13 protein-coding genes are annotated in these 12,289 nt (G+C 65.8%); 8 read left to right on the top strand and 5 right to left on the bottom strand.

The features are described from left to right. Positions 1-32: 32 nt before the first annotated feature. Complete coding sequence (locus tag EWH10_RS05225) at positions 33-485, bottom strand: A24 family peptidase (protein WP_082166087.1); 453 nt, start codon at positions 483-485, stop codon at positions 33-35. A gap of 63 nt (positions 486-548) precedes the next feature. Here EWH10_RS05225 and EWH10_RS05220 point away from each other — a divergent pair, with 63 nt between their 5' ends. Both EWH10_RS05220 and EWH10_RS05215 read left to right on the top strand, forming a co-directional pair. Next, the gene (locus EWH10_RS05220) at positions 549-1,529 is read left to right on the top strand and encodes an alpha/beta hydrolase (RefSeq protein WP_083199215.1); all 981 of its coding nucleotides are present in this window, start codon (positions 549-551) and stop codon (positions 1,527-1,529) included. Continuing rightward, a complete protein-coding gene (locus tag EWH10_RS05215; RefSeq protein ID WP_025547816.1) occupies positions 1,526-2,629 on the top strand; it encodes an NAD(P)/FAD-dependent oxidoreductase in 1,104 nt (367 codons plus the stop codon). The genes EWH10_RS05220 and EWH10_RS05215 overlap by 4 nt, the downstream gene beginning before the upstream one ends. A gap of 1 nt (position 2,630) precedes the next feature. Here the strand turns inward: EWH10_RS05215 and EWH10_RS05210 are convergent, their stop codons facing one another. Further along, positions 2,631-3,962, bottom strand: a complete 1,332-nt coding sequence (locus EWH10_RS05210; RefSeq protein ID WP_044661775.1) for a lipopolysaccharide biosynthesis protein — start codon at positions 3,960-3,962, stop codon at positions 2,631-2,633. Between the two features lie 119 nt (positions 3,963-4,081). Here EWH10_RS05210 and EWH10_RS05205 point away from each other — a divergent pair, with 119 nt between their 5' ends. Beyond that, the gene (locus tag EWH10_RS05205) at positions 4,082-4,849 is read left to right on the top strand and encodes a phosphocholine cytidylyltransferase family protein (RefSeq protein ID WP_044661776.1); all 768 of its coding nucleotides are present in this window, start codon (positions 4,082-4,084) and stop codon (positions 4,847-4,849) included. Here the strand turns inward: EWH10_RS05205 and EWH10_RS05200 are convergent. The 3 genes from EWH10_RS05200 to EWH10_RS05190 are packed head-to-tail and all read right to left on the bottom strand — an operon-like array spanning position 4,837 to position 7,444. Further along, positions 4,837-5,265 carry an HIT family protein gene (locus EWH10_RS05200; protein WP_044661777.1) on the bottom strand — a complete coding sequence of 143 codons (429 nt, stop codon included), beginning with the start codon at positions 5,263-5,265 and terminating at the stop codon, positions 4,837-4,839. The two genes, EWH10_RS05205 and EWH10_RS05200, sit on opposite strands and share 13 nt — an antisense overlap. Continuing rightward, positions 5,262-6,356 (bottom strand): CDP-alcohol phosphatidyltransferase family protein, encoded by a 1,095-nt coding sequence (locus EWH10_RS05195; protein ID WP_044661778.1) that lies wholly within the window; start codon positions 6,354-6,356, stop codon positions 5,262-5,264. Before EWH10_RS05195 ends, EWH10_RS05200 begins: the two co-directional genes overlap by 4 nt. Then, on the bottom strand, positions 6,353-7,444 hold the full coding sequence (locus EWH10_RS05190) for a hypothetical protein (RefSeq protein WP_044661779.1): 1,092 nt from the start codon (positions 7,442-7,444) through the stop codon (positions 6,353-6,355). Before EWH10_RS05190 ends, EWH10_RS05195 begins: the two co-directional genes overlap by 4 nt. A gap of 154 nt (positions 7,445-7,598) precedes the next feature. On the opposite strand from EWH10_RS05190, the gene EWH10_RS05185 reads away from it, so the two are divergent. The 5 genes from EWH10_RS05185 to sucD all read left to right on the top strand — a co-directional run bounded on the left by EWH10_RS05185 (position 7,599) and on the right by sucD (position 12,217). Further along, positions 7,599-8,387 carry a succinate dehydrogenase iron-sulfur subunit gene (locus EWH10_RS05185; RefSeq protein WP_025547823.1) on the top strand — a complete coding sequence of 263 codons (789 nt, stop codon included), beginning with the start codon at positions 7,599-7,601 and terminating at the stop codon, positions 8,385-8,387. A 34-nt stretch (positions 8,388-8,421) separates the two neighbouring features. Then, entirely contained in the window at positions 8,422-8,868 is a 447-nt protein-coding gene (locus tag EWH10_RS05180; RefSeq protein ID WP_044663071.1) for a PaaI family thioesterase, read from the top strand. Beyond that, a complete protein-coding gene (gene zapE / locus EWH10_RS05175; RefSeq protein ID WP_044661780.1) occupies positions 8,865-9,977 on the top strand; it encodes a cell division protein ZapE in 1,113 nt (370 codons plus the stop codon). Before EWH10_RS05180 ends, zapE begins: the two co-directional genes overlap by 4 nt. Positions 9,978-10,265: 288 nt before the next feature. Next, positions 10,266-11,228: a malate dehydrogenase gene (gene mdh / locus EWH10_RS05170; protein WP_044661781.1), complete on the top strand. Its 963-nt coding sequence runs from the start codon at positions 10,266-10,268 to the stop codon at positions 11,226-11,228. Between the two features lie 104 nt (positions 11,229-11,332). Further along, positions 11,333-12,217 (top strand): succinate--CoA ligase subunit alpha, encoded by an 885-nt coding sequence (gene sucD, locus EWH10_RS05165; RefSeq protein WP_025547828.1) that lies wholly within the window; start codon positions 11,333-11,335, stop codon positions 12,215-12,217. Positions 12,218-12,289: the final 72 nt, after the last annotated feature.

Below are 12,289 nucleotides of genomic sequence, written 5' to 3'. Positions count from 1 at the left end.
ATCGGACGAGTTGCGCCCGAGCCCCCGTTTATTCACGCAAATTGGTTAATATATCGTTCGCCAAGCAGCCAAAGCGCTGCGAACGAGATGGCGATGCCATAGGGGATTTGCGGCTGGCCCAGCCGCCGGGTCATGCGATGGTGCACGACGGTCACGATGGTGACGATGCCCCCCAGCACCGCCATCAGCATCAGCATCGACAGGGTCGCCTGCCAGGGAAACCAGAGCGCCAGCGCGCCCAGCAGCTTCACGTCGCCGCCGCCCATGCAGCCGAGCGCGAACAGGGCGGCGAACGCCATGAACACGATCAGCGCCACCAGCAGCTGCACCGCCATGCCCGGCCAGAAGGGCAGGCCGCAGGCCAGCCACCAGAGCGGCGCCAGCGCGGCCACCGTCAGGTTGAGCCGGTTGGAGATGATGCGCGACCGCAGATCGGTGACGGACGCCACGATCAGCAGCACTGTCAGGGCGCCGATCAGCGCCATTTGGAAAATATCCCCCGTCATGGGTTCGAAACTATAGACCGCATGGCTTACCAAAGCGTAACCATGCGGCGCATGGATTCGCCCCGTTTCGTTCCCGTTGCCTTCGACCGGCGCGCCTGGCCGATGGACGGGCGGCTCGATTACTGGACCGCGCCCGATGGCTGGCGCCTTCGCCGCTACCGGCTGGGCGAAGGTGGTCGCGGCCGGATGCTGGTGCTGGGTGGACGCGGCGACATGATCGAGAAATATCTTGAGGTCATCCGCCACTGGGCTGACCGGGACTGGGCGGTCACCGGCTTCGACTGGCGCGGTCAGGGCGGATCGGGCCGCACGACCGGCGATCCGCTATGCGGCCATATCGACGATTTCGGACAGTGGATCGCCGACCTTGAAGCCTTCGCCACCGATTGGCGCGGGCAGGGGGTGGGGCCGAGCGTGATCGTCGGTCACAGCATGGGCGGCCATCTGTTGCTGCGCGCGCTGGCGGAGGGGATGGCTCCGCCCGATGCCGCCGTGACGGTTGCGCCGATGATGGGACTGCACACCGCGCCCCTGCCGCGCTGGCTGGCGGTGGCCATTGCCGAAGCGATGTGCGCCCTGGGCTTTGCCGAAAAGCAGGCGTGGACGCAGAAGGAGGAGTCGGAACGCCAGCGGCGCATGCGGCAGAAGCGGCTGACCCACGATCCCGAACGCTATGCCGATGAGCTGTGGTGGCGCGATCATAGCAGGGAGGTGGCGCTGGGCCCGCCGAGCTGGAAATGGGTGGCGCAGGCGCTGCATTCGACTCGCGCGCTGGAGCAGGGGCGCGCGATCGAGCGGATTGCCGTGCCCTTGCTCATCCTGGCGGCGCGGACCGACCGGCTCGTCTCCACGCCTGCCATCGCGCGGATCGCGGCGCGGATCGCCGGCGCGCGGCTGCATGTCTATGGGCGGGAGGCCGCGCACGAGATATTGCGGGAGCTGGACCCGGTGCGGCTGGATGCCTTGGCGCGGATCGATTGCTTTCTGGATGAAGTCGCCCCCGGCCGGGCCGGACTGGAATGAACCGGCCCGACATCGTGATTGTCGGCGGCGGGATCGCCGGGGCGAGCCTTGGCGCGGTGCTGGCGGACCGTGCCAGCGTGCTGATGCTGGAGATGGAGCCGAGCGCCGGCTATCACGCGACGGGGCGGGCGGTCTCCTTCTGGGAGGAGACCTATGGCGGGCTGGCGGTTCAGCCCCTGACCACGGCGTCGGGACCGATGCTGGCCGCGCCCGATCCGGACTTTTCCGACACCCCTTTCCTGACGCCGCGCCGGACGTTGCATATCGGGCGGGCAGGCGATGCGGCGGCGCGGGACCGCCTGCTGGAGCAGTTCGGCGGCAAGGTGGACCTGGTTCCGGTCGAGCCTGCCGGGCTTGTCCCTGGACTGCGGCCGGAATGGACGCTGGGCGTGCTGGAGCCGGGTGTGCGCGACATCGACGTGGCGGCGTTGCATCAGGCCTGGTTGCGGCTGTTCCGTCGCCTGGGCGGCGAGGTGCGGCTGGCGACGGCGTTGCGGCGTGCCGAGGCGCGGGACGGCGGCTGGCGGGTCGAAACGGACAGGGGCGCGATCGATTGCACCATGATCGTCAACGCGGCGGGGGCCTGGGCGGACGATGTGGCCCGGGCCTGCGGGGTCGTGCCGATTGGCATTGCGCCGCTGCGGCGGACAGTGGTGCAGTTGCGCGTGCCTGCCATGCCTGCGGCCGATCTGCCGCTGGTCATGGACCTTGCCTCGCAATTCTATTTCAAGCCGGAGGGGGAGGGCCGGGTCTGGCTCACGCCCCATGACGAGGAGCCTTCGCCGCCCTGCGACGCCGCGCCGGAGGAAATGGCGGTGGCGGAAGCGATCGCCCGCTTCGAGGCGGTGGTCGACTGGCCGGTCGAGGCGGTGGAACGCAAATGGGCCGGGCTGCGCAGCTTCTCCCGCGACCGGGCGCCGGTCTATGGCTTCGATCCGGCGGCGCGGGGCTTTTTCTGGTTTGCGGGGCAGGGCGGGTTCGGCATCCAGACCTCGCCCGCTGCGGCCTTGCTGGGCGCTGCCCTTCTCAGGGGAGAGGCTTTGCCGCCGCAGATCATGGGGATCGATCCGGCGCCTTATTCTCCGGCGCGGTTCCGTTAGTTCAGCCTGCTTCCTTCATGCCGGGCTGTGTCAAAACCCGTCGGCTCGCCAGCCCCATCATGGCAAAGCCCGCGATCGCGGCGACGATATTCGCGCTTGCCGCCCCGACCGTGCCATAGATCGGCAACAAGGCCGCCTGCATCCCCAGCAGCAAGGCGGTCGAAACCAGCGTGATGCGCAGCGACAGGCTGGCCCGGTCGGTCGCCATCAGCAGCGGACGATAGCTCACCCCGACCAGGTCGATGCAGGCCGCGATCCCCAGCAGCAGCAGCAGCGGATAGGCCGGCAGAAATGCCTTGCCGGCGATCAGCCCCAGCAGCGGATGGCCGATGGCCAGGATGAGGGCGATGATCACGGCCCCTGCGATCAGCGCCAGCCGGTTGGTCCGCCGGAACAGCGTACCCAGCGCCTCATGGCCATGGCTGGAATGGGTGCGGCTCAGTTCCACGAAGATGCTGCGGGAGAGCAGGCTGGAAATCTTTGTCAGGGAATTGGCGAGCTGGTTGGCAAGCCGGTAGAGGCCAGCCCCCGCCGGTCCCACGAACAGGCCGACCACCAGCACGGCCACCTGCTGGCCCACGGAGGACAGGGTCGTCTGCAAATTGGTGGCGGTGAGAAAGCCGACGATGCCGGGATTTTCCCTGCGCGCGTCCAGCGCCCGGCCGGACCGCCAGCGCCCCAGCCTTTCGCCTCCGACGCGCAGCGCCAGCCACCAATAGCTGATCGCGCACAACAATTCCGCCGCGCCCCAGGCGATCAGGAAGCCGGTGACATCGGGCGTCAGCACCCAGGCCAGCCCGGCGCCGATCATCCGCCCCACCGGGATCATGGTTTCGGCAAAGGCGCCCGAATCGAACCGGTCGAACAGACGCAGAACGCCGGTCGGGCTGGAGCGGATGGTGATCATCATCACCATGCAGAAGATCCAGGCCTGCCACCCCATGCCCGCCGACAATTCCATCAGCGGTCCGAAGGCGAGGATGATGAAGGCCGCGATCAGCCCGCCCGCCACGGCGGAGCCAAGGTCGATCAGGATGCAGAAGCGCAGCACCCGGTTCAGCGCATCGCCGTCGCCCGCGGCCAGATGCGGCTGGCCGTAGCGCACGACGATCTGCCAGCTGTCGAAGCTGACCAGCGTCTTGATGACGTTAGCGGCGCTCAGCACCAGCGCGAACCGGCCGAAATCCGCGACGCCCAGCGTTCGCGTGACGATGGCCAGATAGGCAAGGCTCAGCACCGCGCCCACGCCCTTGCCGCCCAGCAGCCAGCCGGTATTCGCCAGGATGCGGGCGAAGCCTTCCTGAGCGCCACCCGATCCGCGCTTGCTCGTCACTTGGGTTCCGGCCTTTCGATGCAACGCCTTCGCTGGGGCGCGCGCCTATCTAGGATTGGGCCGGGTGTGATGCAACACACCCTGTCCCTCCGCCTGTCTTTGCTTTAATGGCCCGACGCATGACTATCTCGAAAGCCATCATCCTTTCCGCGGGCCAGGGATCGCGCCTGCTTCCGCTGACCCGCGACGTGCCCAAATGCATGATCGACTTCAACGGCCGCACTCTCATCAGCTGGCAGGTCGCCGCGCTGGTGGCCAATGGCGTGACCGACATCGTCGTCGTCACCGGCTTCCGCACGGAACGGGTGGAGGATCACGCGCTGCAACTCTACCGCGACACCGGCGCGCGCATCCGCACTGTCTTCAACCCCTTTTTTCAGGTGGCGGACAATCTCGGCACCTGCTGGATCGTGCGGGAGGAGATGGATCGGGACTTCATCATCCTGAACGGCGACACCATCGTTTCGGACGAGATCGTGGCGAAGCTGATCGCGGGGGCGGAGGACGCCATCACCGTCACCGTGGACGTCAAGCCCGGCGACTATGACGATGACGACATGAAGGTGAACCGGGACGAGACCGGCCGCCTGCTTGCCATCGGCAAGCGGCTGCTGCCCCATGACACCAATGCCGAATCCATCGGCATGCTGGCCTTCAAGGGCGAGGGGCCGGCGATCTTCCGCAACCAGATCGACCAGATGATGCGCACGCCCGAGGGCGTCGAGCGCTGGTATCTGCGCGCCATCGACATCATCGCCAAGGGCAACCGCGTCGGCACCGTCTCCATCGAGGGGCTGGACTGGCAGGAAGTCGACTTCCCGCAGGATGTGGAGGCGGCGAAGACGCTCACCGCCCGCTGGCTGGCCGAGGGGCGTTACGCGAAATAGGGCCTGAGCCAGCCCGTCAGCGCGGCGATCTGATCGGGGTCGAGCTTCACCGCGCTGCCGAGGTCGGGCTGTCCCGGCCATCCGGCGTCCGTTATCCGCAGGCCCTCATGCTCGCGGCTGCCCCCATGGCGGGGCAGCACATGGAAATGGACATGCGGGTCCACCATCATCAGCATCAGATAATTGATCTTCTCATAGCCGACTGCCTCAGTCAGCGCGCTTTCGATCGCCTTGGTCGCGAGGGCCAGTTCGGCATGGGCTTCCGCCGGCAGGTCGCCAAAGGCCGTGGCGTCGGACTTCGCCGCCAGCACCAGCGACCCCAGCGTCGGCTGGGCGGGGCGCAGCAACACCAGCCAATGCGCGAACTCCGCGATCAGGGTCGCGGGATAGCCGAATTTCCCGATGGTCGCGTTCATGCCCTTGCCTCCATCCAACTGACGATGGGCCGCCCGGAGCGCTTCACGCCATAGGCCTGCATCAGCCGCACCGCATGGACGCCCAGCGAGATGATCGTCCACCAGGCGAGCGCGATCAGCCCGATGTCCGGCCGCCCGGCCAGCAGCGCGACGAACAGGATCACCATATTCGGGTTGCGCCGCGCGGTGATCAGCCGGAACCAGCTATCGAACCGGCCCCAGACATGGATGTCCATGCCGAAATCCTTGATGAACATCCCCTCGATCAGCCGCTGGAGCACATAGCCCGCGATCACTGCCGCCATCACCAGCGCGAAGGTCTGCGTCGACAGCGCCAGCCCCCAGGCCGACAGCCCCACGCCCCAGAAATACCACCAGAAGGGCGGATGGATCAGGTCGACGCCATGGTCCGCCACATTGCCCCATTTGGACGAGGTGATGGTGCAGCGGGCCAGCTTCCCGTCCACCGTGTCCAGCACCATGAAGACGAAGCCGGCAAGCATGCCGGTCCAATACAGCCCCTGCGCGAAGAACCAGGTCGCCAATATGCAGAGCGTCGCGCCGATGGCCGTCACCATATTGGGCGTCATGCCGATGGAGGCGGCCAGCCGCGTCAGCCACAGCGCCAATTCGGGCCAGAGATATTTGGTCAGCAGGTCGGTGACGCCCTTATAGGCGCCGAAATAGCTTTGCCGTTCGATGCCGCGCCGGGTCGCGGGCGTCAGTTCCCGGACGAAGGGCTGCTCCAGCTTGCGGAGTTGCCGGTTGTAGAGCTTCCGCCCATCCGACAGATCGACGACATGCGGCGCGCTCAGCGGATCGCTGCCTTCGGGCACCTGCCCGACGATCGGTACCGTGCCCCAGGCGAAGACCGTCCCCGGCTCCTCCAGCACCAGCCGCAGCAGCATCGGATCGAAGGCGTAGCTCAGGTTGAACAGCAGTTCTTGCCCCACCGCCAATGCGCTGCCGTTCTTCGCGGCGCTTTCGGCCATGCGGCGGCAGCGTTCGGCATTGGACATGCCCCAGATGCGGGTCGCATTGTCGCCCAGCAGCCGCACCGGCCCCAGCGCGGTCATGATCGTCTGCGTCATGCGGCGGCAGTCCTTTCGGATTTCCGGGCGAAATCGAGGATGAGGTCGGCCTGCCTTTCGGAAGCAGGCGTGGGCGATCGGTCGATGGAATCGGACATGGCCGCTTCCTGAGCATCAACGAACCCGGCTTGCAAGTCCGCCGCGCGATCAAGCGCCTGTGGCAGGACGCCCATATCCTCGATCACCTGACCCAGCCGCCAATGGGCAAAGGCCTCATCGCCGCGCCAGTCGCGCCGGTCGAGATTGAGGAAGATGCAGGGGCGGGGATGGAGCAGATATTCATAGACCTGACTCGACACGTCGCCCAGATAGACGTCCGCGCTCATCGTATAGCTCATGTCGATGGAATGACGGCTGCCCATGTCGACGCGGATATGGGGCGCCGTCGTGCGGATCGGCGCGGTGCGGCAGGCAAGCTTGGTATGGGGGGCGATGATGACGTTCCACCCCTCCAGCGCTTCCAGCGCCGCCAGCACCTCCGGCCCATGGCAGGGCCAGGACGACAATTGGGCATCGAAATGCGGATTGTAGAGCAGCACCGGCCGGTCATTGTCGAAAAAGCGTTGCCGCGCGGCCTTCAGCTCGAACTTCGCATAGCCGCCGACCGCGCAATCCTGTGCCGTGCAGAGCCCGCGGTCGATCAGCCGCCGCCGGTCCTTCTCGCCCGCGACCAGCGTCAGGTCGAAGGCGGAATGGCGCGCCTTGTACCCGCCCTCCCGGTCGCCCGCGCCATGCTTGATCTGGATCATGCGGGCGGAAAAGCCGGGCATGGTGCGCAGCCAGCCGCTGGAAATCTCCGTCGTCACCAACAGGGGAAAGCGGCGGACCGTCGCATAGTTCAGCATCAGCGTCAGGAAACGCGACGGCTGGCGGAACAGCGAGTCGGGTTGGGCGGGCGGCCTGCGCAGGCGGATGAGGTCCAGCGCGCCTTCCGGATCATAGCTGGCGACCAGATCCAGGATCAGGCGGGAGGGGGAAAGCACATGCACCTTCACCCCCGCCCGGCGCGACAGGGCAAGCGCGGCCGGCAGCCAGTGATAGACCTGATGGGCTTCGGCAATGGCGAGGAAGGCGATGTCGGTCGGCAACGGGCTGGCTCTCCAGGGTGTGCCGCGCCGTAGCGATCAGGACCGCCACAAATCAAGCAACCCGTTTTTTGCATTGCGTCAGTGCTGGACCTTTACAGATTTTTTGTTATGCGCAACGCCGACTGAAGGATTATCCGAAGAGGCTTGACGAGCAATGGCCGAATTTTCGCTGCCCAAGAACAGCAAGATCAGCGCCAAGGGCGTAACCCACAAGGCGCCCGACGGCGCGACGAACGTCAAGAGCTTCAAGGTCTATCGCTACGATCCCGACTCCGGGCAGAATCCGCGCTACGACACGTTCGAGATCGATCTCGACAATTGCGGGCCGATGGTTCTGGACGCCCTGCTGAAGATCAAGAATGAATATGATCCGACGCTGACCTTCCGCCGTTCGTGCCGCGAGGGCATTTGCGGTTCCTGCTCGATGAACATGAACGGCCGCAACGGCCTGGCCTGCACCACCTCGATCGAGGAATGCGCGGGCAAGGAAGTGCGCGTCACGCCGCTGCCGCACATGGACGTCATCAAGGATCTGGTCCCCGATTTCACCCATTTCTACGCCCAGTACAACAGCATCAAGCCCTGGCTGCAAACCGTCAGCCCGGCGCCCAGCGGCAAGGAACGGCTCCAGTCGCCCGCCGACCGCGAGAAGCTGGACGGTCTCTATGAGTGCATCCTGTGCGCCTGCTGCTCGACCTCCTGCCCCAGCTACTGGTGGAACAGCGACAAGTTCCTGGGCCCGGCGATCCTGCTCCAGGCCTATCGCTGGCTGGCCGACAGCCGCGACGAATATACCGGCGAGCGTCTGGACGAGCTGGAGGACCCCTTCCGCCTCTATCGCTGCCACACCATCATGAACTGCGCGAATGTCTGCCCCAAGGGCCTGAGCCCGGCCAAGGCGATCGCGGAAACCAAGAAGATGATGGTCGAGCGGCAACTCTGACACGGTGAGCGACGGAGCGGGTCATCTGAGCCCGGTGGCCGAAGGGCCCTGGGCGGGCTGGTCGTGCTGGACCGACACGGCGCCGGGCACGTTCCTCGACTCGGCCATCGGCACCAGCTATTCGCGCAGCGATGCGGCGGGCAGGGCGACGGTCATGCTGGAAAGCCTGCCGTCGCACGCCAACCGGCTGGGGGCGCTGCATGGCGGCTTTCTCGCCGGATTTGCCGATCATGCCTATTTCGCGGCCCTGGCGGCGATGGGGCGCCCGGAACAGGCGGCGGCGGTGACCGTTGACCTCAGCATGCAATATTGTGGCTCCGGAAAGATCGGTCCCGTCCTGCGCGCGGAGGTCGAATTGCTGCGGGAGACGGGGCGGCTGATGTTCCTGCGCCTGACCATTTCCCAGGATGACGACCTGATCGCGGCATCGACCGCGACCGTGCGCAAGGCGCCCGAACCCAAGAAGCCGCTGCCAGGGTGAGCAGCGTCATCGCCCGTTACGACGCGCTCGTGACCGCGGGCGAATTGCGGCCCGACCCCGACCAGCGGGCGGCGGCGATGCGCCTGGACCTGCTCCAGCAGGAACTGGAGGCGTCGCCGCCGCGCGGTTCGACCTTGTGGAGGCTGCTGCGAAAGGCGCCGGAACCGCCGCGCGGCCTTTACATGTGGGGCGGCGTCGGGCGCGGCAAGTCGATGCTGATGGACCTGTTCTTCGACACGGTGCATGTCCAGCGCAAGAAGCGCGCCCATTTCCACGAATTCATGCTCGATGTCCATGCCCGGCTGGCTGAGGCGCGCAAGTCGGAGACGGGCGACCCGATCCCCCCGGTCGTCGAGTCGCTGGCGGAGGAGGCGCGGCTGCTCTGTTTCGACGAGATGGTCGTCAACAATATGGCCGATGCCGCGATCATGTCGCGGCTTTTTACTGGTTTGCTGGAAAAGCGGGTGACGATCGTCACCACCTCCAACCGCGAGCCGGACGAACTCTACAAGAACGGTCTCAACCGCCAGCTTTTCCTGCCCTTCATCGACCTCATCAAGGCGAAGCTGGACGTCATGACCCTGAACGGTCCGACGGACTATCGCCGTGATCGCCTGGGCGATGCGACCCTGTGGCACGCGCCCAACGGTCCGGAAGCGACCAGGGCGCTGTCGGAAGCCTTTTTCCGCCTGACCGACTATCCGGTCGAAGACCGGGCGAAGGTTCCGGCCGAGGACATCAAGGTGCAGGGCGGCCGGACGCTGCATGTGCCCAAGAGCCTGAAGGGCGTCGCCGTCTTTTCCTTCAAGCGCCTCTGCGTCGAGGCGCGGGGCGCGCCGGACTATCTGGCGATCGCCCGCAAATATCACACCGTCATCATCGTCGGCATCCCGGTGTTGGGGCCGGAGAAACGCAATGAGGCCGCGCGTTTCGTGACGCTGATCGACGCGCTCTACGAATATAAGGTGAAACTGCTCGCCTCCGCCGATGCGGAACCGGCGCGTCTATACCCGGAGGGCGATGGCGCGTTCGAGTTCGAGCGCACCGTATCCCGCCTGATGGAAATGCAGTCCGACGACTATCTGGCGCTGGGCCACGGCGAGAAATAATCTCGCTCCGTCGAATTCGCCATTGTCCGCTCTGGAAAAAAGGGTCCGCACGCTCCCATTGAAGGGAGGCGTGCGGCAGGTGGCCGCTGTGGGGAAGGGCCATGCGCCAGGGTAGGAGCGCGTGGGCGACAGAGGCGAAACGGCTATTAATGAAATTGCGAATGAATTGCAAAGATAAATTGGCATGCGGGCCTTTGCGCGGTTGAAACCTAGGGCGGATAGGCCTAAGCGCACTTTCAGTTCCGGTTTCTTGGCAATTCCAGTTTACGGCTTGGAGGATGATTGCATATGGCCCGTAAGAAGATCGCGCTTATCGGCGCTGGTAATATCGGTGGCACGCTCGCGCATCTGGCGGCTCTCAAGGGGCTTGGAGACATCGTCCTCTTCGACGTCGTCGAAGGCGTGCCGCAGGGCAAGGCGCTCGACCTGTCGCAATGCGCTTCGGTCGAAGGCTTCGACGCGAAGATCACCGGCTCCAACGATTATGCCGACATTGCGGGTGCGGACGTCATCATCGTCACCGCCGGCGTCGCCCGCAAGCCGGGCATGAGCCGCGACGACCTGCTGGGCATCAACCTCAAGGTCATGAAGGCCGTGGGCGAGGGCATCGCCGCCAACGCGCCCGACGCCTTCGTCATCTGCATCACCAACCCGCTCGACGCGATGGTGTGGGCGCTGCGCGAATTTTCCGGCCTGCCGCACAACAAGGTGGTCGGCATGGCGGGCGTACTCGACTCGTCGCGCTTCAACCATTTCCTCGCGGAAGAATTCAACGTGTCGGCCAAGGACGTCACCAGCTTCGTGCTCGGCGGCCATGGCGACACGATGGTCCCGGTGATCGAATATTCGACCGTCGCGGGCATCCCGGTTCCCGACCTGATCAAGCAGGGCCGCTCGACCAAGGAACGCATCGACGCCATCGTGCAGCGCACCCGTTCGGGCGGCGGCGAGATCGTCGCGCTGCTGAAGACCGGCTCGGCCTTCTATGCGCCGGCCACCAGCGCCATCGCCATGGCTGAAGCCTATCTGGGCGACAAGAAGCGCCTGCTGCCCTGCGCCGCCAACCTGACCGGCCAGTACGGCGTCGACAATCTCTATGTCGGCGTGCCCGTGATCATCGGCGCCGGCGGTGTCGAGCAGGTCGTCGAGATCGAACTGGACGACGAAGCCAAGGCGAACCTTCAGGTGTCGATCGACGCCGTCAAGGAACTGCTGGAAGCCTGCAAGGGCATCGATCCTTCGCTGGCCTGATCCGCAAACGAGCTTGCACCGGACCGTCCCAGGTAAGTGCGCAGCCTGGGGCGGTCCGCCTTTAGACCCAAAGTGCCACGTCCACAGAAAATGAAGGGACGCCCATGTCCATTCTGGTGAACAAGAACACCAAGGTCATCACCCAGGGTATGACCGGTGCCACCGGTACCTTCCACACCGAAACCGCCCTGGCCTATGGCACGCAGATGGTCGGCGGCGTCACGCCGGGCAAGGGCGGCACGACCCATATCGGCCTGCCCATGTTCGACACCGTGGCCGAAGCCAAGTCGAAGACCGGCGCCGACGCGTCGGTCATCTATGTTCCGCCGCCGTTCGCGGCCGACTCGATCCTGGAAGCGATCGACGCCGAAATCCCGCTGATCGTCTGCATCACCGAAGGCATTCCGGTGCTGGACATGGTGAAGGTGAAGCGCGCCCTTTCGGGTTCGAAGTCGCGCCTGATCGGCCCGAACTGCCCCGGCCTGCTGACGCCGGGCGAATGCAAGATCGGCATCATGCCGGGCAACATCTTCTCCAAGGGCAGCGTCGGCGTCGTCTCGCGCTCCGGCACGCTGACCTATGAAGCCGTGTTCCAGACCACCAATGCGGGCCTGGGCCAGACCACGGCCGTCGGCATCGGCGGCGATCCGGTGAACGGCACCAACTTCATCGACGTGCTGGAACTGTTCCTGGCCGACGACGCCACCGAATCGATCATCATGATCGGTGAAATCGGCGGCGACGCGGAAGAGCAGGCCGCCCAGTTCCTGATCGACGAAGCCAAGAAGGGCCGCAAGAAGCCGATGGCCGGCTTCATCGCGGGCCGCACCGCGCCTCCGGGACGCCGCATGGGCCATGCCGGCGCGATCGTGTCGGGCGGCAAGGGCGACGCGGAGAGCAAGATCGCGGCGATGGAAGCAGCCGGCATCAAGGTTGCGGCGAGCCCCTCCGAACTCGGCACGACCCTGCTGGAAGTGCTGAAGGGCTGATCCAGCCATGGAGATGGCCGGGCTGCACCCCGGCCATCTGTTACCCCGCACCCGCGACTGCACGCGGTTGGC

Source organism: Sphingobium fuliginis (assembly GCF_004152845.1).
GTDB classification, from domain to species: domain Bacteria; phylum Pseudomonadota; class Alphaproteobacteria; order Sphingomonadales; family Sphingomonadaceae; genus Sphingobium; species Sphingobium fuliginis.
The sequence above is the reverse complement of the archived record's forward strand: the minus strand, read 5'-3'. Positions and strand labels throughout refer to the sequence as shown.